The 26213-nt window shown below is 71.9% G+C and carries 27 protein-coding genes; 10 read left to right on the top strand and 17 right to left on the bottom strand.

All coding sequences use genetic code 11. The annotated features are described in order from the left end of the window. Positions 1-174: 174 nt before the first annotated feature. The 5 genes from paaE to paaA are packed head-to-tail and all read right to left on the bottom strand — an operon-like array spanning position 175 to position 3737. On the bottom strand, positions 175-1275 hold the full coding sequence (paaE, locus tag JIAGA_RS0110150; protein WP_035812362.1) for a 1,2-phenylacetyl-CoA epoxidase subunit PaaE: 1101 nt from the start codon (positions 1273-1275) through the stop codon (positions 175-177). Next, positions 1272-1757: a 1,2-phenylacetyl-CoA epoxidase subunit PaaD gene (paaD, locus tag JIAGA_RS0110145; protein WP_026875574.1), complete on the bottom strand. Its 486-nt coding sequence runs from the start codon at positions 1755-1757 to the stop codon at positions 1272-1274. The genes paaE and paaD overlap by 4 nt, the downstream gene beginning before the upstream one ends. Continuing rightward, on the bottom strand, positions 1751-2503 hold the full coding sequence (paaC, locus tag JIAGA_RS0110140) for a 1,2-phenylacetyl-CoA epoxidase subunit PaaC (RefSeq protein WP_026875573.1): 753 nt from the start codon (positions 2501-2503) through the stop codon (positions 1751-1753). The genes paaD and paaC overlap by 7 nt, the downstream gene beginning before the upstream one ends. Next, complete coding sequence (gene paaB / locus JIAGA_RS0110135) at positions 2500-2784, bottom strand: 1,2-phenylacetyl-CoA epoxidase subunit PaaB (RefSeq protein ID WP_026875572.1); 285 nt, start codon at positions 2782-2784, stop codon at positions 2500-2502. The genes paaC and paaB overlap by 4 nt, the downstream gene beginning before the upstream one ends. Further along, positions 2781-3737 (bottom strand): 1,2-phenylacetyl-CoA epoxidase subunit PaaA, encoded by a 957-nt coding sequence (paaA, locus tag JIAGA_RS0110130; RefSeq protein WP_035812361.1) that lies wholly within the window; start codon positions 3735-3737, stop codon positions 2781-2783. Before paaA ends, paaB begins: the two co-directional genes overlap by 4 nt. A gap of 422 nt (positions 3738-4159) precedes the next feature. Between paaA and JIAGA_RS28860 the strand changes: the two genes are divergently transcribed. Genes JIAGA_RS28860 through JIAGA_RS0110115 form a run of 3 tightly spaced genes read left to right on the top strand, consistent with a single transcriptional unit; the run spans position 4160 to position 6567 of the window. Further along, complete coding sequence (locus tag JIAGA_RS28860) at positions 4160-5338, top strand: nitric oxide synthase oxygenase (RefSeq protein WP_084469603.1); 1179 nt, start codon at positions 4160-4162, stop codon at positions 5336-5338. A 21-nt stretch (positions 5339-5359) separates the two neighbouring features. Next, the gene (locus JIAGA_RS0110120; protein WP_026875570.1) at positions 5360-5935 is read left to right on the top strand and encodes a GNAT family N-acetyltransferase; all 576 of its coding nucleotides are present in this window, start codon (positions 5360-5362) and stop codon (positions 5933-5935) included. Beyond that, on the top strand, positions 5932-6567 hold the full coding sequence (locus JIAGA_RS0110115) for a DUF2461 domain-containing protein (protein ID WP_026875569.1): 636 nt from the start codon (positions 5932-5934) through the stop codon (positions 6565-6567). Before JIAGA_RS0110120 ends, JIAGA_RS0110115 begins: the two co-directional genes overlap by 4 nt. Before the next feature lie 5 nt (positions 6568-6572). Here the strand turns inward: JIAGA_RS0110115 and JIAGA_RS0110110 are convergent, their stop codons facing one another. Beyond that, a complete protein-coding gene (locus JIAGA_RS0110110) occupies positions 6573-7157 on the bottom strand; it encodes an ASCH domain-containing protein (RefSeq protein ID WP_026875568.1) in 585 nt (194 codons plus the stop codon). An 80-nt stretch (positions 7158-7237) separates the two neighbouring features. Here JIAGA_RS0110110 and JIAGA_RS0110105 point away from each other — a divergent pair, with 80 nt between their 5' ends. Next, positions 7238-7930: an AzlC family ABC transporter permease gene (locus JIAGA_RS0110105; protein ID WP_026875567.1), complete on the top strand. Its 693-nt coding sequence runs from the start codon at positions 7238-7240 to the stop codon at positions 7928-7930. After that, entirely contained in the window at positions 7927-8232 is a 306-nt protein-coding gene (locus JIAGA_RS0110100; RefSeq protein ID WP_026875566.1) for an AzlD domain-containing protein, read from the top strand. The genes JIAGA_RS0110105 and JIAGA_RS0110100 overlap by 4 nt, the downstream gene beginning before the upstream one ends. Here the strand turns inward: JIAGA_RS0110100 and JIAGA_RS34480 are convergent. The 5 genes from JIAGA_RS34480 to dapB form a co-directional block, all read right to left on the bottom strand. Then, positions 8229-8384: a hypothetical protein gene (locus tag JIAGA_RS34480; protein ID WP_157552961.1), complete on the bottom strand. Its 156-nt coding sequence runs from the start codon at positions 8382-8384 to the stop codon at positions 8229-8231. The genes JIAGA_RS0110100 and JIAGA_RS34480 overlap by 4 nt on opposite strands. Continuing rightward, positions 8381-9403, bottom strand: a complete 1023-nt coding sequence (locus tag JIAGA_RS0110090; RefSeq protein ID WP_035812359.1) for a TerC/Alx family metal homeostasis membrane protein — start codon at positions 9401-9403, stop codon at positions 8381-8383. The genes JIAGA_RS34480 and JIAGA_RS0110090 overlap by 4 nt, the downstream gene beginning before the upstream one ends. A 178-nt stretch (positions 9404-9581) precedes the next feature. Beyond that, positions 9582-11396, bottom strand: a complete 1815-nt coding sequence (gene ggt, locus JIAGA_RS0110085) for a gamma-glutamyltransferase (protein WP_026875564.1) — start codon at positions 11394-11396, stop codon at positions 9582-9584. 88 nt (positions 11397-11484) lie between these two features. After that, positions 11485-11940: a hypothetical protein gene (locus tag JIAGA_RS0110080; protein ID WP_026875563.1), complete on the bottom strand. Its 456-nt coding sequence runs from the start codon at positions 11938-11940 to the stop codon at positions 11485-11487. Continuing rightward, positions 11937-12677 (bottom strand): 4-hydroxy-tetrahydrodipicolinate reductase, encoded by a 741-nt coding sequence (gene dapB / locus JIAGA_RS0110075; RefSeq protein WP_026875562.1) that lies wholly within the window; start codon positions 12675-12677, stop codon positions 11937-11939. Before dapB ends, JIAGA_RS0110080 begins: the two co-directional genes overlap by 4 nt. Positions 12678-12824: 147 nt before the next feature. On the opposite strand from dapB, the gene JIAGA_RS0110070 reads away from it, so the two are divergent. Continuing rightward, on the top strand, positions 12825-13670 hold the full coding sequence (locus tag JIAGA_RS0110070; RefSeq protein ID WP_026875561.1) for a hypothetical protein: 846 nt from the start codon (positions 12825-12827) through the stop codon (positions 13668-13670). Here the strand turns inward: JIAGA_RS0110070 and JIAGA_RS28855 are convergent. Next, a complete protein-coding gene (locus JIAGA_RS28855) occupies positions 13562-14935 on the bottom strand; it encodes an MFS transporter (RefSeq protein ID WP_084470263.1) in 1374 nt (457 codons plus the stop codon). The two genes, JIAGA_RS0110070 and JIAGA_RS28855, sit on opposite strands and share 109 nt — an antisense overlap. On the opposite strand from JIAGA_RS28855, the gene JIAGA_RS0110060 reads away from it, so the two are divergent. The 4 genes from JIAGA_RS0110060 to JIAGA_RS0110045 all read left to right on the top strand — a co-directional run bounded on the left by JIAGA_RS0110060 (position 14934) and on the right by JIAGA_RS0110045 (position 19395). Further along, positions 14934-15893: a GlxA family transcriptional regulator gene (locus JIAGA_RS0110060; RefSeq protein ID WP_026875560.1), complete on the top strand. Its 960-nt coding sequence runs from the start codon at positions 14934-14936 to the stop codon at positions 15891-15893. The genes JIAGA_RS28855 and JIAGA_RS0110060 overlap by 2 nt on opposite strands. Positions 15894-15910: 17 nt before the next feature. Then, complete coding sequence (locus tag JIAGA_RS0110055; RefSeq protein ID WP_026875559.1) at positions 15911-16372, top strand: tRNA (cytidine(34)-2'-O)-methyltransferase; 462 nt, start codon at positions 15911-15913, stop codon at positions 16370-16372. 17 nt (positions 16373-16389) lie between these two features. Then, positions 16390-17871, top strand: coding sequence for a pyridoxal phosphate-dependent decarboxylase family protein (locus JIAGA_RS28850; RefSeq protein ID WP_051425926.1), 1482 nt, complete (start codon positions 16390-16392; stop codon positions 17869-17871). Between the two features lie 90 nt (positions 17872-17961). Beyond that, a complete protein-coding gene (locus tag JIAGA_RS0110045; protein WP_026875558.1) occupies positions 17962-19395 on the top strand; it encodes an HNH endonuclease signature motif containing protein in 1434 nt (477 codons plus the stop codon). 7 nt (positions 19396-19402) lie between these two features. Here JIAGA_RS0110045 and JIAGA_RS0110040 read toward each other — a convergent pair whose 3' ends face one another. The 5 genes from JIAGA_RS0110040 to JIAGA_RS28845 form a co-directional block, all read right to left on the bottom strand. Then, positions 19403-20755 carry a M16 family metallopeptidase gene (locus JIAGA_RS0110040; RefSeq protein WP_051425925.1) on the bottom strand — a complete coding sequence of 451 codons (1353 nt, stop codon included), beginning with the start codon at positions 20753-20755 and terminating at the stop codon, positions 19403-19405. Next, complete coding sequence (locus tag JIAGA_RS0110035) at positions 20730-22946, bottom strand: polyribonucleotide nucleotidyltransferase (protein WP_026875556.1); 2217 nt, start codon at positions 22944-22946, stop codon at positions 20730-20732. Before JIAGA_RS0110035 ends, JIAGA_RS0110040 begins: the two co-directional genes overlap by 26 nt. Positions 22947-23189: 243 nt before the next feature. Beyond that, positions 23190-23459, bottom strand: a complete 270-nt coding sequence (rpsO, locus tag JIAGA_RS0110030) for a 30S ribosomal protein S15 (protein WP_026875555.1) — start codon at positions 23457-23459, stop codon at positions 23190-23192. A gap of 136 nt (positions 23460-23595) precedes the next feature. Beyond that, positions 23596-24552, bottom strand: a complete 957-nt coding sequence (locus JIAGA_RS0110025) for a bifunctional riboflavin kinase/FAD synthetase (RefSeq protein WP_026875554.1) — start codon at positions 24550-24552, stop codon at positions 23596-23598. 44 nt (positions 24553-24596) lie between these two features. After that, on the bottom strand, positions 24597-26183 hold the full coding sequence (locus tag JIAGA_RS28845; protein WP_157552958.1) for an MFS transporter: 1587 nt from the start codon (positions 26181-26183) through the stop codon (positions 24597-24599). Positions 26184-26213: the final 30 nt, after the last annotated feature.

Here is a 26213-nt window from a genome sequence, read left to right as displayed (position 1 = left end):
ACGGGACAGGACCCTATCGGGCAGCACCGACGGTCCCGGCAGGTCAGATCAGTCTGCGGCGGCCGGCGCCAGCCGCGGTCCATCATTGATCTTGGAGTAAGTGCGGTATTGCCGTCCGGATCGCCCGATCGATTCCGCCGTTACTCCAAGATCAACGAGGTGGGGGCTGACGGGTCAGGCGTCGTAGTCGACCTCGAGGGTGGGCGTGGTGGGATGCGACTGGCAGGTGAGGACGTAGCCGGCGGCGATCTCGTCGTCCTCCAGGGCGTAGTGGCGCTCCATGGTGACCTCGCCGGCCAGGACCTTCGCCCGGCAGGTGCCGCAGACGCCGCCCTTGCAGGCGAACGGCGCGTCGTTGCGGGCGCGCAGGACCGCTTCGAGCACGGTCTCGTCCGGGTCGTCGAGGACGACGTCGCTGCGGCGGCCGTCGAGGACCGCGGTGACCTCGCAGTGTGCGGGGACGGGCCGGGCCTGCGGGCGCGGCGCCGGGGGCGCGTCGCCGACGTGGTAGAGCTCGGCGTGCACGTGCGCGCGGTCGACGCCGTGCCCGGCCAGCACGGACCGGGCCGCGGTGATCATGTCGTAGGGGCCGCAGAGGTACCACTCGTCGACGGTGTCCGGCGGCAGCAGGTGGTCGATCAGACGCGCGAGTCGCTCGGCGTCCAGGCGACCGGACAGCAGGTGCGTGGTGCCGGGCTCCCGCGACAGCGCGTGCAGGACCCGGAACCGGTCCGGGAACCGGTCCTTGAGGTCGGCCAGTTCGTCGAGGAACATCACCGAGGACGACGTGCGGTTGCCGTAGAGGAGCGTCACCTCGCTGTGCGGCTCGACGGCCAGCGCCGTCGCCGCGATGGACATGACCGGGGTGATTCCGCTGCCGGCCGCGACGGCCGTGTAATGCCGGGCCTGCGCCGGGTCGAACGACGGCGTGAACCGGCCGGCCGGCGTCATGACGTCCAGTTCGTCGCCGGCGGCGAGTGTCGCGAGCGCGTGCTCCGAGAACGCGCCGCCGGGCAGCCGTTTCACCGCGAACCGCAGCACGCCGGAACCGGCCGGCGAGCAGATCGAGTAGCTGCGCCGGACGCCGTCGCCGCCGGGCAGGGACACGTTGAGGTGCTGGCCGGCGGCGAACTCGTAATCGGCGGCCAGCTCCGGCGGGACGTCGAGGGTGACCGCGACCGCGTCGTCGGTGAGCCGCTCCACGTCGGCCACCCGCAGCCGGTGGACGACGGAGTGCCGGCGCGCTGGGCGCAGGGTCTCGGTGGCCGTCGTCACAGCGCCTTCACATGGTCGAACGGTTCCTGGCAGTCGGTGCAGACCCACAGCGCCTTGCACGCGGTGGACCCGAAGCGGGACAGTTCGCGGGTGGCCGGCGAGCCGCAGTGCGGGCAGCGGACGCTGAAGGCGATGCTGACCCGGCCGGGAGGCCCGGGCGGGGCGATGCCGTGTCGTCGCAGCGCCTCGCGCCCCTCCTCGGTGATCCAGTCGGTGGTCCAGGCCGGCGCCAGCACCAGCCGCACCTCGACGTCGTCGATGCCGGCCGAGGCCAGTGCGGCGACGATGTCGGCCCGGATCGCGTCCATGGCCGGGCAGCCGGAGTACGTCGGCGTGATGTCGACGGTGACGTGGCCCGCCTCGGACACGCGGACGCCGCGCAGGATGCCGAGCTGCTCGATGGTGACCATCGGCAGTTCCGGGTCGGGCACCACCGCGACGACCTCGCGGACGGCGTCGGGGGTGAGCGTCGCGGTCACCATGACGCCCCCGGGTGCGATCGGTGCAGGTGCTGCATCTCGGCCAGCAGGTAGCCCAGCTGCTCGGTGTGCAGACCGTGGCGTCCGCCGCGGCGGGCCGGTACGTCGTCGGGCGGTTCCAGTCCAGCCTCGGCCAGGACGCCGCCGACGTAGGCACGCCAGGGGTCGCGTAGGGAGGCCGGGTCGACGGCGACGGCGTCGGTGCTCAGCAGGTCGGTGACGTCGTCGGTGTCGAACAGCTCGTCGGTATAGGGCCAGACGGCCTCCAGGCCGGCGACCATGCGGCGGCGGCTCTCGTCGGTGCCGTCGCCGAGCCGGAGCACCCACTGGGTGGCGTGGTCGCGGTGGTAGTGGACTTCTTTGACCGCCTTGCCGGCGATGGCCGCGAGCGTCTCGTCCGCGCTGGCCCGCAGCCGGTCGTACAGCTCGTACTGGTAGGCGGAGACCATCAGCTGCCGGGCCATCGTCACCGCGAAGTCGCCGTTGGGCAGCTCGGCCAGCAGAACGTTGCGGAAGTCGCGGTCGTCGCGCCAATAGGCCAGCGCGTCCTCGTCGCGGCCGGCGCCCTCCACCTGGCCGGCGTAGGTGAGCAGCGTGCGCGCCTGCCCCAGCAGGTCCAGCGCGATGTTGGCCAGCGCGACGTCCTCCTCCAGCTCCGGCGCCCGGGCCACCCACTCCCCCAGCCTCTGGGCCAGCACCAGGGAGTCGTCGCCCAGCCGCAGGCTGTAGTCGACCAGCGGTTCGTTCACAGATGCTTCGCCTCCGCCGGGATTTCGTAGAACGTCGGGTGCCGGTAGACCTTGTCGGCGGCCGGGTCGAAGAACGCGTCCTTCTCCTCCGGGCTGCTGGCGGTGATCTGTGCGGACGGGACCACCCAGATGGAGACGCCCTCATTGCGGCGGGTGTAGACGTCGCGGGCATTGCGCAGCGCCATCGCCGCGTCCGGTGCGTGCAGGCTGCCGGCGTGCACGTGCGACAGTCCGCGCCGGGCCCGGACGAAGACCTCCCAGAGGGGCGATTCGGTGCTCATGCGGCTGCCCCCGCCTGCTCGGCGCGCTTGGCCTGCTTCGCCGCGTACGCCGCCGCGGCCTCGCGCACCCAGGCGCCCTCGGTGTGCGCTGCCACCCGGTGCTCCATGCGCTGCCGGTTGCACGGACCGTCGCCCTTGATGACCCGGAAGAGCTCGTCGTAATCGGGCTCGGTGAAGTCGTAGTGGCCGCGTTCAGGGTTCCAGCGAAGGTTCGGGTCGGGGATGGCGAGGCCCAGGACGTCGGCCTGCGGGGCGGTCATGTCGACGAACCGCTGCCGCAGCTCGTCGTTGCCGAAGCGCTTGATGCCCCACCGCAGGGACTGGTCGGTATGGGTGGATGCGGCGTCGGGTGGGCCGAACATGGCCAGGCTCGGGTACCACCAGCGGTCCAGGGCATCCTGGGCCATCGCCTTCTGGGCCGCCGAGCCGCGGGTGAGTGCCAGCAGAGCCTCGAACCCCTGCCGCTGGTGGAACGACTCCTCCTTGCAGATCCGCACCATGGCCCGCGCGTACGGGCCGTAGGAGCAGCGGGTCAGCGGCACCTGGTTGGTGATGGCCGCGCCGTCCACCAGCCAGCCGATGGCGCCGACGTCGGCCCAGGTGAGGGTCGGGTAGTTGAAGATCGACGAGTACTTCTGCCTGCGGGTGTGCAGGAGGTCGAGCAGGTGGTCTCGCGACACCCCGAGCGTCTCGGCGGCGGCGTAGAGGTACAGCCCGTGGCCGGCCTCGTCCTGCACCTTGGCCAGCAAGATCGCTTTGCGGCGCAGGCTGGGCGCCCGGCTGATCCAGTTGCCCTCCGGCTGCATCCCGATGATCTCGGAGTGCGCATGCTGGGCCATCTGCCGGATCAGCGTCTTCCGGTAGGCCTCCGGCATCGCGTCACGCGGCTCGATGCGCCCGTCGCCGTCGACGATCGCGTTGAACGCCGCCTCGTGCTCGTCACTACCCGCCATGCCGTCAAGGCTAGGCCGCGCATGTGACACTTGTCCAGCAATGCTGTCGCTTGGGTGTAACACTTGCGTTCACGGCATCGCCATGGCCGGCCAATGGTCACGCTGAGTGACGACCGTGCCCCGCCGCGGGCACCCGCTCGCAGCGACGATGCGTGACGTATTTCTCATGACACCCTCGGACCCCGGCCCGGCCTCGTGGCCGGAGTCCGCCGTCAGCAGCGCCGATGTGATCCGCGGCGGATCCCATGCGACTCGGGGCGTATCGGCCGGTTCGCATCGATTGACCGAAACGACAGACTTCGCCGTCCACGCTCTGAGATCATCCGTGACGGTGCGTCATTCGCCAGGCATGCTGATCTTGGGTTGGGTCGTTTTGCCGGATTTGTCTGTTCTCGCACCTTTGACATCGGAGGAGCTGACCTGTGGCCACTGAAGGAACGCACCATCACCCGGGCCTTCCAGACGTGCCGATCCACTCCGTCGACCTCAGCGAAGCCGAGGACTTCTTCCGGCTGCACGCGGCTGAGAACCCTCATGCTCCCGACGCCGGCGAGCGCTTCAGCCAGGCGCTGATCGAGTTCGGCCGCCGCGGCATCTTCAGCCACACCGCCGAGGAGCTGGAATTCGGCGCCCGGGTGGCCTGGCGCAACGCCAACCGCTGCATCGGACGGCTCTACTGGCGCAGCCTCGTCGTCCGTGATCGCCGGCACGTGCGCGACGCCGAGGGGGTGGCCGCCGAGTGCGTCGAGCACCTGCGGGTCGCCACCAACGGCGGACGCATCCGCCCGGTCCTCACGCTCTTCGCTCCCGACCAGCCGGGCCGGCCGGCACCGCGGCTGCGCAACAGCCAGCTCGTCCGGTACGCCGGCTACCTCGGCCTGGAGTCCGTCGTCGGCGACCCGTCACAGGCCGACTTCACCCGCTGGGTCGAGAGCCTCGGCTGGACCGGCAAGGGCAGCGACTTCGACGTGCTGCCGCTGGCCGTCGAAACCCCGGACGAAGGCGTCCAGTTGTTCGACCTCCCGGACGACGCCGTCCTGGAGGTCGAGCTGACCCACCCCGAGCTCCCGTGGTTCGCCGACCTCGAGCTGCGGTGGCACGCGGTGCCGGCCATCTCCTCGATGCCGCTGCGCATCGGCGGCATCACCTACCCGACGGCGCCGTTCAACGGCTGGTACATGGGGACGGAGATCGGCTCGCGCAACCTGGTCGACCCCGACCGCTACGCCAAGATGCCCGAGATCGGCCGGCGGCTCGGCCTGGACGTCGACAACGACCGCTCGCTCTGGAAGGACCGGGTGCTGGTCGAGGTCAACCGGGCGGTCCTGCACTCGTTCGACCGGGCCGGCGTCAAGATCGCCGACCACCATCAGGAGTCGGCCATGTTCATGGCGTTCGTCGACAAGGAACGGCGAGCCGGCCGCGTCCCGCACGCCGAATGGTCCTGGGTGGTTCCGCCGATGTCCGGTTCGGCGCTGCCGGTCTACCACCAGTACTACGACGAGTCGGTCGAACTGCCCGGCTTCCTGCCCGGCGCGGGCTGGACGCCCCCGGCGGGTGAACCGGCCGGCTGCCCCCACCACGTCAGCAGCGGGGCGTAGGGAGCACGTACAGTTGTCCGGGTGTCCGAGCAGCCCGTCGCCGATCGCAGTGTCCGCCTCGCCTGGGCCGCCGACACCGAGGCGGTCGGTGAGGTCCAAGCCCGCGCCTGGCGCCGCTCCTACGCCGGGTTGCTGCCCGCCGCACTGCTCGACGACGTCGATGCCGCGGCGTTCGGCGCCGCCTGGCGCGAAGCGGTCGTCCGGCCGCCGACGGCCCGGCACCGTGTCCTGGTGGCGCTCGAGACCGGCCGGGTGGTCGGGTTCGCGGCCACCGCGCCGTCGGAGGACCCCGACGCGCAACCGGCAGACGGCGAGGTCGTCGCGTTCCACATCGACCCCGAGGCCCTCGGCGAGGGCCACGGCTCCCGGCTGCTGTCCGCCGTCGCGGACACCCTGCGCGCGGACGGGTTCACCCGCGCCCGCATCTGGCTGGTGGTCGGCGACGACGCCCTGCGCGGCTTCCTCGAGCCGGCCGGCTGGGCGCCGGACACCGCACACCGCACCCTCGACCTGACCGGCGACGGCAGCGCCACGCTGCGGCAGGTGCGGCTGCACACGGACATCACTGCCGAACCGTCCGGAGCGGAGGCGTCGTGACGTTCGCCGGCATCCCGGTCGAGGCGCTGGACTTCTACGAGGACCTCGAGAACGACAACACCAAGTCGTTCTGGACCGCGCACAAGGACACCTACGAGCGCTGCGTCCGCGACCCCATGCGGGCTCTGGCCGACGAGCTGACCACCGAGTTCGGCGACATCCGGTTCTTCCGGCCGTACCGCGACGTGCGGTTCGCCCGCGACAAGACGCCGTACAAGACCCAGCAGGGCGTCTCCATCGGCGGCCACTACGTGCACGTCAGCGCCGCCGGGCTGTTCGTCGCCACCGGCTACTACCAGATGGCCGCGGACCAGGTGGGCCGCTACCGGGTGGCCGTCGATGACGAGCGCCGCGGCGCTGCGCTGGAGACCGTCGTGGCGGGCGTGCGCTCCCGCGGTTACGTCGTGGGTGGCGACGCGCTGAAGACCCGCCCGCGCGGCTATGACGCCGGCCATCCGCGCATCGAGTTGCTGCGGCAGAAGGCGCTGGTCGCCTGGCAGGACGTCGGTGCGCCGGAGTGGCTGCACACGTCTTCTGCGGCCCAGCGGGTGGCGGCGGCCTGGCGGGACATGGCGCCGCTCAAGGCGTGGCTGGACGACCACGTCGGCCCGTCGGACCAGCCGCGTCGCTGACGGGCTCAGTCCCGGGTCGCGTCGAGATAGGCACGGCCGCGGGGCGAGAGCCGGTTGCCGACCGGGTAGCTCTCGGCAAGCCCGAGGTTCTTGAGCTTGCGCACGTCCAGCTTGAACGGCGCCCGCTCGCGGCCGGCCAGGTCGGCGAGGTCACCGGCGCGGCGCTCCGGGTGCTCCTCGACCAAGCGCAGCGTCTCGCGTGTCCACGGACCGGCCGACGATGCGCGGTCCAGCCGGTCCAGCCGGGCGGTGATGCGCTCGATCTCCGCCGCGTCGAGATCCGCGCCGGCGGCGAGCTCGGCGCGCGGATCCGGGCCGGTGGCCAGGCGGAACTCGATGCGGTACGTCGGGTTCTGCGGCTCGCCCGGCAGGTCGGCGACCAGGCTGGCGGCGTCCGGATGACCGGCCGCGCGGGCGTCGTCGTCGGTGATGGCGGCCGGGTCGACGACGGCGACCGAGGTGACGTCGATGATGCCGGCTGCGGTGCGGTAGGGCCGCCCGGGGAGCACCTGCTGACGGCGCCACCTGCGGAAGGCCAGCGTAACCGAGCCGTCCGCGATGCCCGGCCAGAACCGCTTCTGGAACAGCACGGGCTCAGCCTAGACGCCCGAGGTGTCCGGAATGCAGAACCGTCTCATCAGTGTCAGTGGCGTTGAGTACTGTCTGCGCGATGAGTGAGGATTCGCGGTCGGCGATCCGCCGTGACGCGGCCGGCATCGCGGCGTACGCGGCGGCCTTCGGTGCCTCGTTCGGCGCGGTCTCGGTGGCGTCCGGGCTGAGTGTGGCGCAGACCATGGTGCTCAGCCTGGTGATGTTCAGCGGTGCGTCGCAGTTCGCCGTCGTCGGGGTCATCGGCGGTGGCGGCACCGGCCTGGCCGCTGTCCCCGCGGCCCTGCTGCTCGGCGTGCGCAACATGTTCTACGGGGTGCCCATGACCCGCATCCTGGGCCGGCGCGACCTCACCGGTCCGCGTCGCCTGGTGGCCGCGCACCTCGTCATCGACGAGACGACGGCCATGGCCGTGGGCCGCGACGAACCGGCCGAGCAGCGCTACGCGTTCTGGATCACCGGTGCGCTGCTGTTCGTGTTGTGGAACGCCGGGACGCTGGCCGGGGCCGTGGGCGGCTCGGCCATCGGCGACCCGGCCACGCTGGGGCTGGACGCCATGGTGCCCGCGTCGTTCCTCGCGCTGATGTGGCCCAGGCTGCGCGAGCGGCAGGCCCGGTGGGTGGCGGCCGGGGGCGCGCTGGTGGCGACGGCGCTGATCCCGCTGGCACCGGCCGGGATTCCGGTCCTCGCGGCCGCGCCGGTCGCCGTCGTCGCAGGCCTGTTCCCGGGGCGGGCCACGAAGGGAGACACATGATCTGGGTTGCCGTCATCACCGCCGCCGTCGGCTGCTACCTGCTCAAGCTGGCCGGAGTGTCGCTGCCGCCGGCCGTGCTGGAGCGTCCGGACGTACGCCGGGTGGCGGCGTTCCTGCCGGTGGCGATGCTCGCCGGGCTGATCGCGGTCGAGCTGTTCGACGACGGCGGCCGGCTCGGCGTGGACGTGTGGATGCTCGCCGGCATGGCCGCCGCCGTTGTCGCGCTGATCCTGCGCCAGTCGTTCCTCGTCGTGATCGTCGTCGCGGCCGCCACGACGGCGATCCTGCGCGCCGTCAGCTAGGCCGGACGGTTCCGGCCATGGCCATGGCCATGGCCGTGTCCATGGCCTCGGTGGCGGTGCTCCCGCGGCGGGCCGGTGGACAGAGCCGCGCAGGTGATGACCAGTGCGGCCAGGATCAGGACGGCGGCCAGGACGTCGATGACGTAGCTCATCGTGATTCACCTCGATCGGCCGGGGCGGCCAGCGCCGCGGTGTCCTCCCGCCTTCGCAGGCTGGCGACGATCACCGTGGCGAGGACCAGGACGATGACGATCAGCGAGGCCGTCGTCGGGATCTCCGGGACGGCCGGCCAGACGCCGTGGGCCCAGTGCAGAACCAGTTTCACGCTGATGAACGCGAGGATGACCGCGAGCCCGTGGTTGAGGTAGGTCAGCCTGGACAGCGCCACCGCAAGGACGAAGTACAGGGCCCGCAGCCCCAGCAGAGCGAAGGCGTTGGTGGTGAACACCAGGTACGGGTCTTCGGTGATGCCGTACACCGCAGGCACGGAATCCACGGCGAAGACGACGTCGGTGGCGAACACCGCCACCACCACGACCGCCAGCGGGGTCAAGGCGCGGCGGCCACCGTCGCGGACCGTGAGCTTCGCGCCGCGGTACGAGTCCGTCACCGGCATCCATCGCCGCAGGGCCCGCACCACCCTCATCTCCGACACGTCGCCGATCGGTTCCTGGTGGCGCACGGCGTCCCGGAACACCCGGACCGCGGTGATGAACAGCACCGCACCGAACACAAGGAACGCCCACGTGCCCGCCTGGAGCATCGCGGCGCCGGCGGCGATGAAGATCGCCCGCAGCACGAGCGCGCCGACGATGCCGTAGAGCAGCACCCGTTGCTGCAGCTCCGCAGGCACCGCGAAGGCCGACAGGATCAGCATGAACACGAACAGGTTGTCCACCGACAGCGACTTCTCGACGACGAAGCCGGTGACGAACTCCAGGCCCTGCGGGCCGCCGTACTCCGCCCAGATGTACCCGGCGAAGACGAATGGCAGCGCCAGGTAGAAGACCGACCAACCCACCGCTTCACGCATCGAGACCTCGTGCGGCTTGCGGGTCACCACGAAGTCGACCACAAGCAGGGCCAGCAGGACGGCGATGCTGACCGCCCACAGACCCGGCGACGCGATCGAACTCCCGCTCGACGCGGTATCGGCAGCCAGTACGGGCATGGAGCCTCCTCGAACCATCACGTTCGAGGTCTCCTACGCCCGCGGCGAGGCGGGCGGCCTACCCGAGGACCGCTCGGACGGTCCGGGATGACCGGGTGAGGTCGACAAGTACTCCCCTCAGGTCTCCATTGTCACAAAGATCAGTGCGCGACGCCACACGGTTGCGCCGAATCAGCGGTCACGGCCGGGGCCAGCGCTGCGGCACCACCACGCCGGCGCTGCCGCCACCGCGGCGGACCGGTTCGGCGGCGGCCTGGATGCGCCGGTGGTCGAGGAACTCGATGCCGGTCGCGGCGCCGATCTCGGGCGTGGACACCAGGGTGTGGCCGAAGCCTTCGAGCGCGGCGCCGAGCGGTCCGTCCGCGATGGCCGGCTCGGCCGACGTGTTCGGGCTGTTCGGCTGTGTCAGCCGGGCCGCCGCTATGGCGTCAGGCAGGTCCATGCCGCGGTCGACCCGGTTGATCAGTGTCTGTAGCACCGTTCCGATGATGGTGGCGCCGCCGGGGCTGCCGACGGCCAGGAACGGTTCGCCGTCGTCCAGCACGATGGTGGGCGCCATGGACGAGCGCGGCCGCTTGTTCGGGCCGGGCAGGTTCGGGTCCGGCGCGCTCCCCTGCGTGGGCGCGAAATTGAAGTCGGTGAGCTCGTTGTTCAGCAGGAACCCGCGACCCGGCACGGCCATGCCGCTGCCGCCGGTCTGCTCGATGGTCAGCGTGTACGCCACCACGTTGCCCCAGCGGTCGGCGGTGGTCAGGTGGGTGGTGGAGCCGGCGTCATCGACGGCGTACCCGTCGGCGCCGGCGGGAACGCACTCGGCGTAGTCGCCGTCCGGGACACCGGGCGGGACCGGCTTCGGCGCCGCCGTGGCGGAGTCCAGGAGGCACGCCCGCTCGTCGGCGAACTCCTGCGACAGCAGCTGCGCCAGCGGGACGTCGACGGCGTCCGGGTCGCCGACGTAGCGGTTGCGATCGGCGAAGGCGAGGGCGCTGGCCTCCAGGTAGTGGTGCAACGCGGTGGCCTCGTCCATGGCCGCCAGGTCGAACGACTCCAGGATGTTCAACGCCTCGCCGACGGTGGAACCGCCCGACGACGGCGGCGCCATGCCGTAGACCTGCAGGCCGCGGTAGTCGACCAGGGTCGGGTCGCGCTCGACGACCTCGTACGCGGCGAGGTCGTCGGTGCTGAGGTCGCCGGGACGCACGACGCGCGTGGCGTCGTCGCGCACCGGCGGGTCCTGCACGGTGGCCGCGATGTCGGCGGCGATGGGCCCCTCGTAGAAGAGGTCGATGCCGTGCCGGGCGATGGCGCGATACGTGTCGGCGAGGTCCGGGTTGGGCAGCGTGGTGCCGACCGCCGGAGGCTCGCCGCCGGGCAGGTACAGCTCGGCCGAGGCCGGGAAGTCGGCGAAGATGGCGGCGTTGGCCTCGACCTGCGACCGGAACGTCTCGTCGACGACGAACCCGTCCTCGGCCAGGTCGATGGCCGGGCGGAGGTTGCGGGCGAGCGAGAACCGCCCCCACCGGTCCAGTGCTTCGTCCCAGGTGGCGAGGGTGCCGGGGGTTCCGACCGACAGGCCGCTCACCCGGGCGTCGGGGAAGGCCAGCGGCTGTCCCGTCGCGGGGTCGAGGAACAGTTCCTCGGTGGCCGTCGCCGGTGCCGTCTCGCGGCCGTCGAGGGTCCGCACCTCACCGGTGCGGGCGTCGTAATGGACGAAGAACCCGCCACCGCCGACGCCGGCCGAGAACGGCTCGGTGACACCCAGTGCCGCGGCGGCCGCAACGGCGGCGTCGGCGGCGGTGCCGCCGCGACGCAGCACCGACAGCCCGGCCGCCGTCGCGTCGGCGTCGACGGTCGAGACCGCTCCGCCGTACCCCGTGGCCACGGGGGTCTTGGGCGGCGGCTCGGAGGGCCGGCCGCGGTCGGCGGCCTGCGCGAGCCCGGCTCCCGAGACCGCCAGCGTCCCGATCAGGATCGCAGTTGCCGATCGGCGCATCCTCCGCATGACCATCACCCGTCTCTCGTCGGCATGACTGCCCCCACCCTGCCGGTTTTCCGCCCGCGTGAGAAGGGCCCGGGGTCGATCAGCTGGTCGAGCCGTGCAGGGTGATCGCCTTCCGCGCTGCCTGGCGGGCGCGAGCGCGGTCGCCGGCGTCGTCGTACGCGAGCGCCAGCCGGAACCAGGCGCGCCAGTCGTCCGGGCTGGCCTCGGCCTCGGCGCGCCGCTGCTCGAAGAGCGCATCCGCGGCGGCGCGGTCGGCCCGGCCACTCGGCCGGCGCGGCAGGTCGTCCACGGGCAGGCCGCCCTCCTGTTCGAGCTCGCGAGCCAGCCGCTGCATCAGCATCCCGAACCGCACCGACCGCCAGAGGACCCACGCCCCGACCAGCGCGATGGCCACGACCGCCATGCCGATCCCGACGCCGGCCGCGGAACCGGAGCCGAGCAGCAGCGTGCCGCGCCAGACCACGAGGACCAGGAGAGCGCCCACCAGCACGGCCATGCCGACGGCCCAGATGCGGTCTCGCCGTGCCCCGTTCACAGGTCGAGGTACTCCTCGAGCCCCACCGAGAGCCCCGGGTGTTCCGCTACGCCGCGGACCCCGGCCAGCACCCCCGGCATGAACGACGACCGGTCGAAGGAGTCGTGCCGGATGGTCAGTGTCTCGCCCGCGGTACCCAGCAGCACTTCCTCGTGCGCGACCAGGCCACGCAGCCGCACGGCATGCACCGGCACGCCCTCGACCCGAGCGCCCCGGGCGCCGTCCAGCGCCGCCGACGTGGCGTCGGGCGCGGCCGGCACGCCGGCCTCCTGCCTCGCCGCGGCGATCAGCTGCGCCGTCCGCACGGCGGTGCCGCTGGGCGCGTCGACCTTGTCCGGGTGGTGCAGCTCCACGATCTCGACCGACTCGTAGAAGCGGGCCGCCTGTGCAGCGAAGCGCATGGTGAGCACGGCGCCGATGGCGAAGTTGGGCGCGATGAGCACACCGACTCCGGGTTGCACGGCCAGCGCGGCGCGCACCTGGTGGAGGGACTCGTCGTTCCAGCCCGTGGTGCCGACGACCGCGTGGACACCCTGCGCCACACAGTGCAGCACGTGGCCCAGCGTCGCGTCGGGCACGGTGAAGTCGACCGCAACCTCCGCGCCGGCCAGATCACCGAGTTCGTCGCCGGCGTCGAACCGCCCGACCAGTTCCAGGTCCTCGGCGTCGTCGACCGCCCGGCACACCTGCTGACCCATCCGACCGGCCGCGCCGATCACCGCCACCCTCAGACTCATGCCGCACAGTCTCTCCTACCAGCCGCCGGGCAAGACCGCCCGCCCGCGGGCAAGCGCCTGACCTGGGATTCGGACCGCCCGGGCAAGTCTGCGGGCAAGTGCCCTCGACCAGCGTGGACGGCGACCACCCCCGGGAGGTAGCCGCCGATGTCCGCCACGACCGCACCCCGCCGCACCGACACCAGCGTGGTCGGGCAGCTCAACGCCGAGTGGGCCCGGCTGTGCGCCGACCCCGCCACGCCCGCTGCCGTCGCCGCGTGGGGACGGCGGGAGGCTGGTCTGGCCGGTTGCGCGTCGTTGAGTGACGTCGAGCGGGCCACCCGGACCCGTCCCGACACCGTGCTGCTCGCGCTGCTGCGTCGCGGCCAGGCCGGCGACACGCTCGCGTTGCGAACGGTGTTCCAGCTCATGCTCGGCAAGGCGGTCCGGATCGCCGCGACGCACACCGGCCGCGACTCGCGCGCCAGCCTGGAGCAGGCCGCCGTCACCGCGCTCTGGTCGGTCGTGGCGGCGTATCCGGTCCAGCGGCGGCCGGTGAAGGTGGCGGCGAACATCGCCATGGACACCCTCCGCCTCACCGTCGCCGACCTCGCGCACCAGCGCCACGAGATCCCGTCCGCGCCGGACGAGCTGCACCCCGCCGACGGCGCAGCCGCAGTCGCCGCACCGGCCGATCTCGAGCTGATCCAGCTGCTCGCCTGGGCCGTCGAGGGCGGGGTCATCACCACCGAGGACGCCAATCTCGTCGTCGACATCTACGCGCCCGCACCGGGCCGGGCCGGTGGCAGCGCCGCGGCCGCCCGCCACGGGCTCAGCTGGGCCGCAGCCCGGCAGCGGGCCAGCCGCGCCACCCGCCGCATCGCCGAGGCGGTCCGCGCCGACGGTCAGCCGGATGACGGGGCGGCAGCCGGCACCGCCCCGCGCCGGATTGCCAGCGACATCGCCGCCGCCATGGCGCACAGCGCTCCGGCGATGATCCATGCCAGGTCGTAGCTGCCGAAGTGGTCGCGGGTCAGCCCGGCGCCGAAGGCCACCAGGGCCGCGCCGATCTGATGCGACGCCAGCACCCACCCGAACACGATCGGCCCGGACGCGCCGAAATGCTCCCGGCACAGCGCGATGGTGGGCGGCACCGTCGCCACCCAATCCAAGCCGTAGAAGACGATGAAGAACAGCATCGGCGGATGCACCTGGTCGGCGAGCAACAGCGGCAGCACCGTCAGCGACACACCGCGCAGCGCGTAGTACACCGCCAGCAGCAGCCGCGGGTCGAACCGGTCGGTCAGCCAGCCCGACGCGATGGTCCCGACCAGGTCGAATATCCCGACGACGGCGAGCAGGCCCGCCGCCGTCGTCACCGGCATGCCGTGGTCGTGGGCCGCCGGCACGAAGTGGGTGCCGACCAGCCCGTTGGTCGACGCGCCGCAGATCGCGAACGTCCCGGCGAGCAGCCAGAACGTGCCGGTTCGGGCCGCGGAGGTGAGCGCCGTCACCGCCCGCCGGCCCGCACCCGTCGCCGGCGCGACATGCAGCGCCGGGCCGGTGGCGCCGTACGCCGTCAGCCCCACGTCCTCGGGCCGGTCCCGCAGCAGCAGGACCACCAGCGGCACCGCTGCCAGCGCCACCGCCGACACCGTCAGCGACGCCGGCCGCCAGCCGTGGTCGTCGACCACGACCGCCAGCAGCGGCAGGAAGACCAGCTGACCGGCCGCCGTCCCCGCGGTGAGGATGCCCGACACCAGCCCGCGCCGCGCCACGAACCACCGGTCGGTCACGGTCGCGACGAAGGCCAGCGCCATCGAGCCGGTTCCCAGGCCGACCAGCAGGCCCCAGCACAGCACCAGCTGCCAGCTCGCCGACATGAACACGGTCAGCCCGCTGCCGGCGGACACCAGCGCCAGTGCCGCCGCCACCACCCGCCGCATGCCGAACCGTTCCATCAGCGCGGCCGCGAACGGTGACGTCAGCCCGTAGAGCATGATGTTCACCGAGATCGCGAACGAGATGGTGCCGTGCGACCAGCCGAACTCCTGGTGGAACGGCTCGATCATCACGCTCGGTGTCGCGCGGAAGGCGGCCGCTCCCACCAGCGCGACGAACGCGACCAGCGCCACCCACCAGGCCCGGTGGATGCGTGGCGTGCGCTCGATGTCGCGTGGGGCACGGCCCGGGACGGTCTGGGTCACCCGCTGATCCTGCGGTAGCGGTTCGGCCGTCGCCAGTGGCCCGGCTGCCACACTGTGTAAGAATCGGGCCATGGTCCACCGCGTCGCCGTGCTGGCGCGTCCCGGCGTCATCCCGTTCGAGTTGTCCATCCCGGCACGCATCTTCGGCATCGCTCGCGGCGCCGACCGCGCGCGCCTCTACCGGGTCGTCACCTGGGCCGTCGAACCCGGCACGGTACGCACCGACGCCGATTTCGACGTGGTCGTGCGGCACGGGCCCGAAGCGGTGGAGCGGGCCGACACCGTCGTCGTCCCCGCCTCGTACGAGACGACGAGCATCTCCCGGCACGGCACGCTGCCGCCCGACTTGGCCGCGGCGTTCGCACGCATCCGGCCCGGCACCCGGATGGTCTCCATCTGCACCGGCGCCTTCGCGCTCGCGGCCGCCGGGCTGCTCGACGGGCGCCCGGCCACCACCCACTGGAGCGCCACCGACCGCTTCGGAGAGCTGTTCCCGCAGGTCAAACTCGACCCGGACGTTCTGTTCACCGACGACGGCGACATCCTCACGTCCGCCGGGGTGGCGGCAGGCATCGACCTGTGCCTGCACATCCTGCGCAGCGACCATGGCACCGCCGTCGCCAACCACGCGGCACGGCGCTGCGTCGTCCCGCCGTGGCGCGACGGCGGGCAGGCCCAGTTCGTCGACCGGCCGGTGCCCGAGCCGGCCGCACCCAGCACCGCCGACGCGCGCGACTGGGCGCTGACCCATCTCGATCAGCCGCTCACGCTGCGCGACCTGGCCTCCCGCGAGGCCATGAGCGTGCGCACGTTCACCCGCCGGTTCCGCCAGGAGGTCGGGCTGAGCCCCGGTCAATGGCTCATCCAGCAGCGGATCGACCGGGCCCGGCAGCTGCTGGAGGACAGCGACCTCGCCGTCGACGAGGTCGCCCGCCGGTCCGGTTTCGGCACCGCCGCCTCGATGCGCCAGCACCTGCGCGCCGCGCTGGGTGTGTCGCCGTCGGGCTACCGGCGCACGTTCCGGACCTGAGCCGTACCCTCGCAGGCGTGTTCCACCTCGTCTTCCATGAGCCGCGCATCCCGCCCAACACCGGCAACGCCATCCGGATGGTCGCGGCCACCGGCGCGCACCTGCACCTGATCCGGCCGCTGGGTTTCGACCTCGACGACGCCAAGCTGCGCCGGGCGGGCCTCGACTACCACGACCTGGCGAACGTGACCGTGCACGACGACCTCGGCGCGGCCTGGGCGGCACTGCTGCCGGCGCGGGTGTACGCGTTCGCCACCGCCGGGACGGTCCGGCACAGCGACATCGCCTACCGGCCCGGGGACGTGCTGCTGTTCGGCACCGAGCCCACCGGGCTGCCGGACACCGTGCTCGCCGACCCCGCCGTCACCGAGCGGGTACGCATCCCGATGCTGCCGGGCCGGCGCTCGCTCAACCTGTCGAACTCGGCGGCCGTCGCCGTCTACGAGGCCTGGCGCCAGCACGGCTACCCCGGTGCCTGAGAGTAGCCTCTACACCCATGCAGCGGCCCGAACCACTGAGCGACCTGGACTGGTCGAGCGAGCGGGCGACGGAGTTCGCCCAGGCCACCGTCGAGCTGTGGACCGAGTACCTGGGCCGGCTCCCCGACCTGCCGGTCGTGCACCCACACACGCCGGCCGAGACCCGCGCGGCCGTCCTCGGTCGCGGCGTGCCGGACAAGCCCGTCAGTGACGACGAGATCCTCACCCACCTGCGCGACGTCGTGTTCGATCACGGGGCGCAGACCGGGCACGGCGGCTTCATGGCCTTCATCACCGGAGCCGGCACCGTTCCGGGAGCGCCGGCGTCGTTGCTGGCCGCAGGCATCAACCAGAACCTCGGCGGCTGGCCGCTGGGCCCTGCCGCCACCGAGATCGAGAACCACGTGCTGGCGTGGTTCGCCGGGCGGCTCGGGCTGCCGGCGCAGGCGTCCGGCGCGTTCGTCACCGGCGGCGCGACCGCGAACCTGATGGCGCTCACCGTCGCCCGGGACACCCTGGCCGGGTGGGACGTGCGCCGGGACGGCATCGCCGCCGGGCCGCCGCTGGCCGTCTACATCTCCGACGACGCACACGAGACCGTCGACCGCGCCGCCGACCTGCTCGGGCTGGGCACGGCGGCGGTGCGCCGCGTCGCCACCGACGAGCGCTTTCGCGTGCGGCCGGACGTGCTCGAGGAGGCGATCCGGCGCGATCTCGCGGCCGGTGTGAAGCCGCTGTGCGTCGTCGGCACCGCCGGGACGACGGAGCTGGGCGCGATCGACCCGCTCGCCGCGCTGGCCGACGTCGCCGAGCGCTACGGCTGCTGGTTCCATGTCGACGCGGCGTACGGCGGGCCGGCCGCGATGGTCAACGAGCTGCGGCCGCTGTTCGCCGGCATCGAGCGGGCCGACTCCGTCACCTGCGACCCGCACAAGTGGATGAACATCCCCATCTCGGCCAGCCTCGTGCTGTTCCGCGACCCGGCCCGGCACCTCGCGGCGTTCACCCTGCAGCCGGACTACACCAAGCTCGACGCCGAGGTAGCGAGCGACATCGTGCTGCGCTACCAGTGGACGCCGCAGTTCACGCGGCCGTTCGACGCACTGCCGGTCTGGGTCTCGCTGCTGGCGCACGGCTGGGACGTCTTCGCCCGGCGCATCCGCCACGACGTCGACCTCGCCCGCTGGCTGCACCACCTGGTGACGGCGCACGACGAGCTGGAGCCACTGGCCGACCCGGAGCTGTCCATCGTGTGCTTCCGCTACGTCCCGCCTTCGGCGCTCGACGACGATGCCTACCTCGACGACCTGAACGAGCGGATTCTCTACGCCGTCCAGCGGGCCGGCCACGTGTACCCGTCCAACGCCGTGGTGGCGGGGCGGTACGCGATGCGGGCCTGCCTGATCAGTTACCGCACCGAGGCCGAGCACGTGGAGACGCTGGTCGACGAGGTCGTCCGGCACGGCCGATCGCTGCATGCGGCGCGGCCCGCCCCCTGAGATGTGGCGTGCGTCGCGACCTTGTCGGTGGCGGCGGATAGAGTAGTTCTTATGTTCGATGATGCTCTCTCATCTGCCGATCCATGGGTCATGTTCGACCCGCGGACCGGCGCATGGGTGAGCTTCGAACCGTGGGAGCTTCCCGACGACGTCACCGGTTGCGACCTCCTCCCAGACGGCGTCCTCCCCGACGGCCTGCTCGACGGCCTGCTCGACGACGACGCCGGCCCGGCCGATCTGGACGCGCCCCCGGGGGCGGCGTTGGCGGGCGTGCTGGCCGGGTTCGACGTCGCCGCCGCCGACGGCTACGCCCTGGTGGAAGCCACTGCCGGGTGGGCCCGGCTGGCCGCGTGGGTCGCGGCGAAGCAGGCCACCGCGCTCGCGGAGCTGGCCTCCCGCCCAGAACTGCGGCCGGCCGATGTCGGGTACCGGTCGGTGAACCCGATCACCAACACCGCCGTCGAAGTCGCCGCCCGCACCGTCACCACCACCCGGCAGGCGGAGAACCTGGTCGGCCACGCCGTCCAGCTCGTCGAGGACTTCCCCAGCACCCTGCGTGAGCTCGAGGCAGGCCGTATCGACGAGCGCCGCGCGAAGGTCATCACCGGCGAGCTCGGCGGCCAGGAGCCGCCCGTCCGCCGCCGGGTGGAGGCCGCGGTGCTGCCGATCGCGCCGGGTCTGGACTCGGTAGCGTTGCGGCGCCGGATCAAAGAGCTGTTGCACCAACTCGCCCCCACCGAGACCGCGGAACGGCACGCTCTGGCGCGCCAGGATCGCTATGTCTCGATCACCCCGGCATCCGACGGCATGGCCTACCTCGACGCCCTCCTCCCCGCGGCGGACGCCGCCGCGCTCGACACCGCTCTGAACGCCGCCGCCGACAACCAGAAGCGCGACGACGCCGCACATGGCCAACCTGCTCGAACCCACCAGCAGCGCCGCGCCGACGCCCTCGCCGCCATGGCCTGGGCCACACTCACCACCACGGCCGGCCCGCAGCGCGGCGCCACGCGGTCTCGCCCGGTCGCGGTGCAGGTCACATTGCCGTTCACCACGCTCGTCGGGCTCGACGACCAGCCAGGTCACCTCGACGGCTACGGGCCCATCCCCGGCCATGTCGCCCGCGAGCTTGCCGCGGAGGGAGTCTGGACCTGGCTACGCACCGACCCCGCCACCGGCCGCCTGCTCGACCACGGCACCACCCGCTACCGGCCATCGAGACGGCTGACAGACTTCATCACCGCCCGCGACCGTACCTGCCGCATGCCCGGCTGCCACCGCCCCGCGTCTCGGTGCGACATCGACCATGTCGTCGCGTACGCCCAGGGCGGCGCCACGTCGGCGGACAACTGCCACTGCTTGTGCCGGACGCACCATCTGCTCAAGCACCACGGCCGCTGGAAGCCGACGCAGCTCCCCTCCGGAGCCACGGTGTGGCGCAGCCCTACCGGTCACGCCTACACCAGGCCACCCGATCCCATCGGCCCGATCATCACCAACGCGCCCGACCCACCGCCGTTCTGAGCGGGCGTCAGCCCAGGGCGGCCTCGAACCGGGTGACTTCGTCGAACGGGCCGACCACGGCAAGCGTCGGAGAGGCCGGCAGCAGCGAGCGGGCCAGGTCGGTGACGTCGTCCATGGTGACGCGGTCGACCCGGGCGATGAGTTCGTCGACGCTGGGCAGCTCGTCATAGACCAGTTCGGCCTTGGCCAGCCGGCTCATCCGCGCACTGGTGTCCTCGAGGCCGAGCACCAGGCCACCGCGGGCCTGCCCCTTGCCGCGCTCCAGCTCCTCCTGGGTGATGCCGCGGTGCACGACGTCCGCCAGCACCGTCCGGCACAGGTCCAGCACCTGGTCGACCTTCTTCGGCTGGCAGCCGACGTACACCCCGAACAGGCCGGCAGCGGCGTGCTGTGCGGCGTAGGAGTACACCGAGTACGCCAGCCCGCGCCGCTCGCGCACCTCCTGGAACAGGCGCGACGACATGCCGCCGCCGAGCGCCGCGTTGAGCACCCCGAGGGCAAAGCGCCGATCGTCGTTGCGGGCCAGACCCGGGACGGCGAGCACGACGTTGGCCTGCTCGGTGGGCCGGTGCAGCAGCGTGACGCCGCGGCCGGTGCCGGGTGCCGCGCCGGTGATCCGCGGCGGCGTCGGGTCGTCGGACGAGTCGAGGAACCCGGCCGACGCGAACGCCTTCTCGACCAGCGCGACGACGTCGTCGTGCCGGAGGTTGCCCGCGGCCGCCACGACCATGTTGCGGGCCAGGTAGTGGCGCCGGTAGTAGGTGTTGACGGTCTCGCGGGACATGCCGGTGATGCTCTCGACGCTGCCCAGGATGGACCGGCCCAGCGGGCTGTCGCCCCACATGCGGCTGGCCAGCAGGTCGTGGACGGCGTCAGAGGGGTCGTCGTCGCGCATGGCGATCTCTTCGAGCACCACCTCGCGCTCGCTCTCGACGTCATCGGGGGCGATCAGCGACGAGGTCACCATGTCGGCGACGACATCCACCGCGAGCGGCAGGTCCGCGTCGAGGACCCGCGCGTAGTAGCAGGTGAACTCCTTGGCGGTGAAGGCGTTGATCTCACCGCCGACGGACTCCACAGCCGCCGAGATGTCCAGGGCGGTGCGCTTGGGCGTGCCCTTGAACAGCAGGTGCTCCAGGTAGTGGGTGGCGCCGGCCTCGGTGACGTCCTCTTCGACCGAGCCGACACCCACCCACACGCCGATCGACACCGACCGCACGGTCGGCACCGCTTCGGTGACCACGCGCAACCCGCCGGGGAGGACGGTGCGACGGACGAGTCCGCCTTCGTCCTCCCCCAGCAGGGTCCGTGTCGACGGGGTGGTCACGCGGCCGTCAGGCGTCGACAGCCTCGGAGGCATTGGCCGACTCCTCTTCGACGACGGGGGTCAGCGCGAGCTTGCCGCGGTCGTCGATCTCGGTGATCTCGACCTGGATCTTCTGCCCGACCGCGACGACGTCGTCGACGCTCTCGACCCGCTTGCCGCCGGCGAGGGCGCGCAGCTTGGAGATGTGCACCAGGCCGTCCTTGCCCGGCAGCAGCGAGACGAACGCGCCGAAGCTGGTCGTCTTCACGACGGTGCCGAGGTAGCGCTCGCCGACCTCGGGCATCGTCGGATTGGCGATGGCGTTGATCTGCGTGCGAGCAGCCTCCGCCGACGGGCCGTCGGCGGCGCCGATGAAGATGGTGCCGTCGTCCTCGATGGCGATCTCGGCGCCGGTGTCGTCCTGGATCTGGTTGATGATCTTGCCCTTGGGGCCGATCACCGCGCCGATCTGGTCGACCGGAATCTTGATGGAGATGATCCGCGGCGCGTACGGGCTCATCTCGTCCGGCACGGAGATGGCCTCGGACATGACGTCGAGGATGGTCAGCCGGGCGTCGCGGGCCTGCTGCAACGCGGCCGCCAGCACCGACGCGGGAATGCCGTCGAGCTTGGTGTCCAGCTGCAGCGCGGTCACGAACTCCCGCGTGCCGGCGACCTTGAAGTCCATGTCGCCGAAGGCGTCCTCGGCACCGAGGATGTCGGTCAGCGTGACATAGCGGGTCTCTCCGTCGACCTCACCGGAGATGAGCCCCATGGCGATGCCCGCCACCGGGGCGCGCAGCGGCACACCGGCGTTGAGCAGCGACATCGTCGACGCACACACCGAGCCCATGGAGGTGGAGCCGTTGGAGCCCAGCGCCTCGGAGACCTGCCGGATGGCGTACGGGAACTCCTCGCGGGCCGGCAGCACGGGCAGCAGTGCCCGCTCGGCCAGCGCGCCGTGACCGATCTCGCGCCGCTTCGGCGAGCCGACCCGGCCGGTCTCACCGGTGGAGTAGGGCGGGAAGTTGTAGTTGTGCATGTACCGCTTGGACTTCTCGGCCGCGAGCGTGTCGAGCTTCTGCTCCATGCTGAGCATGTTCAGGGTGCTGACGCCCAGGATCTGGGTCTCGCCGCGCTCGAACAGCGCCGAGCCGTGCGCCCGCGGGATCGGGCCGACCTCGGCGGAGAGGGTGCGGATGTCGGTGAGGCCACGGCCGTCGATGCGCACCTGGTCCCGCAGCACGCGCTCACGGACCAGCGCCTTGGTCAGCGACCGGAACGCCGCGCTGATGTCCTTCTCGCTGCCCTCGAACTGCTCGGCGAGCCGCGACTTGACGTCGGCCTTGATCTCGTCGAGGCGGGTCTCACGCTCGGCCTTGGCGGCGATGGTCAGCGCCTTGGCGAGCTCGTCGCGGCACGCGGCCTCGACGGCGGCGTAGATCTCGTCGGTGTAGTCCAGGAAGATCGGGAACTCCGCCGTCTCCTTGGCCGCGGCGTCGGCCAGCTGGCGCTGCGCCGTCGCGAGGGCGGTGATGAACGGCTTGGACGCCTCGAGCCCGGCGGCCACGACCTCCTCGGTCGGCGCCGTGCGCCCGGCCTGCACCAGGCCCCAGGTCTCGGCGGTCGACTCGGCCTCGACCATCATGATGGCGACGTCGCCGTCGGGGAGCACCCGGCCGGCCACGACCATGTCGAACACGGCCTCGGACAGCTGCGAGTGGTTCGGGAAGGCCACCCACTGGTCGTCGATCAGGGCCACCCGCACCGCGCCGATCGGGCCGGAGAACGGCAGCCCGGACAGCTGGGTCGACGCGGAGGCGGCGTTGATGGCCACGACGTCGTAGAGGTGGTCCGGGTGCAGCGACATGACCGTCATGACGACCTGGACCTCGTTGCGCAGGCCCTTGGCGAACGTGGGACGCAGCGGGCGGTCTGTGAGCCGGCAGGTGAGGATGGCCTCCTCGCTGGGGCGGCCCTCGCGGCGGAAGAACGAGCCGGGGATGCGTCCCGCGGCGTACATGCGCTCCTCGACGTCGACGGTCAGCGGGAAGAAGTCGAGGTGCTCCTTGGGCTGCTTGGAGACCGTGGTGGCCGACAGCAGCATCGTCTCGTCGTCGAGGTAGACGACGACGGAGCCGGCGGCCTGCTGGGCCAGCTGGCCGGTCTCGAAGCGGATGGTGTGGGTGCCGTACTTGCCGTTGTCGATCACGGCTTCGGCGGTGTGGATAGCAGGACCCGTCATGGGTCGTCCTCCTGGGAATCACGGGAGGCCCGCTCGAATGAGTTCACGTACGCACCGGTCTTCGATGGAAGCCCGCGGACCCTGCCGGCGGCGACCCGCCGTGGGACCGAGAGCCACAACCGAGGACCGGCCTTGCTGCGTCCAAGCCGGCCACCCTGATCGGGTTGGTCGTGTGTTGAGTTGTGCTGGGTGTAAGTGCGAGGGGAGCGGCTCCCGGCCGGGATCCGCTCCCCTCGACTCAGCTCATCGGCGCAGGCCGAGCTTCTCGATCAGCGCACGGTAGCGCTGGATGTCGACCCGCTGCAGGTACTTGAGCAGACGACGGCGGCGGCCGACCAGCAGCAGCAGCCCGCGGCGGCTGTGGTGGTCGTGCTTGTGCACCTTCAGGTGCTCGGTGAGGTGGTTGATGCGCTGGGTGAGCAGCGCCACCTGCACCTCGGGCGAGCCCGTGTCGCCCTCGCTGCGAGCGTGCTCGGTGATGACGTCCTTGCGGGTCTTCGTGTCGGTCGGCACGGGACTCCTTCTCTGCTTCTCGTTGCGCGGCGCTACCGGGCATGTCCACCGGTGCACTCTGGAACCGCGGCCGTTCTGACGGCGGCGCCAAGGATACCAGCGTGCGCCCGTCGCAGCCGAATCGTGCGCCGCGCGCTCAGCTGCCGAGGACGACGCGGGCCTTGGCGACGTCGTCGTGCATGGTGTCGACCAGTTCGGTGACGGAGTCGAAGCGCAGCGTGGGGCGCAGCCGCTGGACCAGCTCGATCAGGACTTCGTCGTCGTACAGGTCGAGGTCGTCGCGGCCGATCACGAAGGCCTCGACCCGGCGGGACTCGCCGTCGAAGGTGGGGTTCGTGCCGATGGACACCGCGGCGGGCATCCGCTCCGACGGCGTGGGCTCCCGCCCGGCGGTGCGGGTCAGCCAACCGGCGTAGACGCCGTCGGCGGGGATCAGGCCCTCGCTGTCGGCGGCGAGGTTGGCCGTCGGGAACCCGAGGTCGCGGCCGCGCTGGTCGCCGCGGACGACGGTGCCGCGCAGCCGGTGCGGCCGGCCCAGGATCTCCGCGGCGCCGGCGACGTCGCCGGCGGCCAGCAGTTCGCGGACCCAGGTCGAGGACCATCGGCGCAGCTCGCCGGGGGTGCTGACGTCGTCGATGACCTCGACGGTGAAGCCGTGTTCCTTGCCCAGGTCCATCATGGTGGACAGGTCGCCCGCGTTCTGCCAGCCGAACCGCACGTCGTGCCCGACGACGACGGTGGCCGCGCGCAGCCCGTCGACCAGATAGCGGCGGACGAAACCGGCCGGCGACTGCCGCGCGAACTCCCACGTGTACTGCTGCACCAGCACCGCGTCCAGGCCCGTCTCGGCCAGCAGCTCCAGCCGGTCGCGGATGCCCGTGATGAGTTCCGGCGCCTGGTCGGGCCGGTGCAGCCGCAGCGGGTGCGGGTCGAACGTCATGGCGATCGCGCGGATACCGGCCGCGCGGGCGTCGGCGACCATGCGCGACAGCACCTGCCGGTGCCCGAGGTGGACGCCGTCGAAGTTGCCGATGGTGACGACCGATGGCCCGAAACCGGGCGGGACCTGGCCCAGCTCGGTCCAGCGCTGCACGCGTGCTCCCCGTGGTGATGTCGTCGACGTTGTCGCCTCCGACATTATGCCCGGGCCGGCTCCTGCTCCACCTCGGCCGGCGCGTGACCCACTGTCGTGCGCAACGCCGACTCGCGCATGAACAGCACCGCGACGAAGGCCAGGATGGCGATGGCGGCGGAGATGAGGAACACCAGCGCGGTGGCGTCGCCGTAGGCGTGCTCGACGATCACCCGGACCGGCTCCGGCAGGCCGCTGAGGTCCAACGACGTCGACCCGCCGGTCTGGGTGGCTGCGCCGGCACCGGGCATGGACGCCAGGCCGTCGTTGATGCGGCCGGTGACGTGGGTGGCCAGGATCGCGCCCAGGACGGAGACGCCGGCCGCGCCGCCGAGCGAGCGGAAGAAGGTCACCGTCGAGGTGCCGGCCCCCAGGTCGCGGTAGTCGAGTCCGTTCTGCGCGGCCAGCACGAGGTTCTGCATGCTCGCGCCGACCCCGAGGCCGAGCAGCGCCATGTACACGCCGATGAGCACCAGCGAGGTCGAGTGGTCGATGGTCCCCAGCAGCCCCAGCCCGATGACGATCAGCGCGGTGCCGCCCACCAGGAACCTCTTCCACCGCCCGTACCGGGTCACCAGCTGGCCGGTGATGGTGGAGGCGAGCAGCAGGCCCACGATCATGGGCAGCGTGAGCAGGCCGGCCGCCGTCGGCGAGTAGCCGCGGGCGATCTGGAAGTACTGGCCGAAGAACACCGAGGAGCCGAACATCGCGATACCGATGGCCACGCTGGCGATGATGGCCAGCACCATGGTCCGCTGCCGCATCAGCCGCGGCGGCACGACCGGGTCGCTCACCCGCCGCTCGACCAGCACCGCCAACGCGATCAGCAGCACGCCGCCGACGACGAACGCGGTGCTCTGCCACGAGAGCCACGCGAAGTTCTTGCCCGCCAGCGTCACCCAGATGAGCAGCACACTGATGCCGCCGGGGATGAGCAGGGCGCCCTTCCAGTCGATGGTGGTGTCGGTGCGGACGACCGGCAGGTGCAGAGTCCGCTGCAGCAGTACGAGGGCGACGACGGCGACCGGTGCGCCCACCCAGAAGCACCACCGCCAGCCGAGCGCGGAGTCGACGAGGAACCCGCCCAGTAGCGGCCCACCCACGGTGGCGACGGCCATGACGGCGCCGAAGTACCCCATGTAGCGACCGCGGTCGCGTGGGCTCACCATCGACGCCATCACAATCTGCACTAATGCCTGCAGGCCACCGAGCCCGAGACCCTGCAGCACCCGGAAGCCGATGAGCGTCTCGGTGCTCTGCGAGAACCCGGCCAGGATGGAGCCGATGACGAACACCGTGATGGAGAGCTGGACCAGCAGCTTCTTGCTCATCCGGTCGGCCAGCTTTCCCCAGATGGGGGTGGTGGCGGTGGCGGCGAGCAGGGTCGCGGTGACGACCCAGGTGTACTGGTCCTGGTTTCCGCCGAGGTCGGCGATGATCCGCGGCAGCGCGTTGGCCACGATGGTGCCGGACAGCATGGCGACGAACATGGCGAGCAGCAGGCCCGACATCGCCTCCAGGACCTGCCGGTGGTTCATGTTCGGCCCGGCCTCCACCGGCTCCGCGTCCCGCGGGTCGGCAGCTGTGCTCATGTGATGGGTCCCCTCGGATGGTTGACCGCT

The organism is Jiangella gansuensis DSM 44835, assembly GCF_000515395.1.
Taxonomy (GTDB): Bacteria; Actinomycetota; Actinomycetes; order Jiangellales; family Jiangellaceae; genus Jiangella; species Jiangella gansuensis.
This window is presented reverse-complemented; position numbering and strand designations above follow the sequence as displayed.

What these genes read in the sequence shown, in the direction of transcription:
- ggt (WP_026875564.1), bottom strand. Translation starts at nt 11,396, where the DNA reads ATGCGCCGATCGGCAACTGCGATCCTGATCGGGACGCTGGCGGTCTCG.
- JIAGA_RS28855 (WP_084470263.1), bottom strand. Translation starts at nt 14,935, where the DNA reads ATGGCCCGATTCTTACACAGTGTGGCAGCCGGGCCACTGGCGACGGCC.
- paaA (WP_035812361.1), bottom strand. Translation starts at nt 3,737, where the DNA reads ATGGCGGGTAGTGACGAGCACGAGGCGGCGTTCAACGCGATCGTCGAC.
- JIAGA_RS0110040 (WP_051425925.1), bottom strand. Translation starts at nt 20,755, where the DNA reads ATGCCTCCGAGGCTGTCGACGCCTGACGGCCGCGTGACCACCCCGTCG.
- paaB (WP_026875572.1), bottom strand. Translation starts at nt 2,784, where the DNA reads ATGAGCACCGAATCGCCCCTCTGGGAGGTCTTCGTCCGGGCCCGGCGC.
- JIAGA_RS0110090 (WP_035812359.1), bottom strand. Translation starts at nt 9,403, where the DNA reads ATGCCCGTACTGGCTGCCGATACCGCGTCGAGCGGGAGTTCGATCGCG.
- dapB (WP_026875562.1), bottom strand. Translation starts at nt 12,677, where the DNA reads ATGAGTCTGAGGGTGGCGGTGATCGGCGCGGCCGGTCGGATGGGTCAG.
- JIAGA_RS34480 (WP_157552961.1), bottom strand. Translation starts at nt 8,384, where the DNA reads ATGAGCTACGTCATCGACGTCCTGGCCGCCGTCCTGATCCTGGCCGCA.
- JIAGA_RS0110060 (WP_026875560.1), top strand. Translation starts at nt 14,934, where the DNA reads ATGGTCCACCGCGTCGCCGTGCTGGCGCGTCCCGGCGTCATCCCGTTC.
- JIAGA_RS0110070 (WP_026875561.1), top strand. Translation starts at nt 12,825, where the DNA reads ATGTCCGCCACGACCGCACCCCGCCGCACCGACACCAGCGTGGTCGGG.
- JIAGA_RS0110100 (WP_026875566.1), top strand. Translation starts at nt 7,927, where the DNA reads ATGATCTGGGTTGCCGTCATCACCGCCGCCGTCGGCTGCTACCTGCTC.
- JIAGA_RS0110045 (WP_026875558.1), top strand. Translation starts at nt 17,962, where the DNA reads ATGTTCGACCCGCGGACCGGCGCATGGGTGAGCTTCGAACCGTGGGAG.
- JIAGA_RS0110105 (WP_026875567.1), top strand. Translation starts at nt 7,238, where the DNA reads ATGAGTGAGGATTCGCGGTCGGCGATCCGCCGTGACGCGGCCGGCATC.
- JIAGA_RS28850 (WP_051425926.1), top strand. Translation starts at nt 16,390, where the DNA reads ATGCAGCGGCCCGAACCACTGAGCGACCTGGACTGGTCGAGCGAGCGG.
- paaD (WP_026875574.1), bottom strand. Translation starts at nt 1,757, where the DNA reads ATGGTGACCGCGACGCTCACCCCCGACGCCGTCCGCGAGGTCGTCGCG.
- JIAGA_RS0110035 (WP_026875556.1), bottom strand. Translation starts at nt 22,946, where the DNA reads ATGACGGGTCCTGCTATCCACACCGCCGAAGCCGTGATCGACAACGGC.
- JIAGA_RS28845 (WP_157552958.1), bottom strand. Translation starts at nt 26,183, where the DNA reads ATGAGCACAGCTGCCGACCCGCGGGACGCGGAGCCGGTGGAGGCCGGG.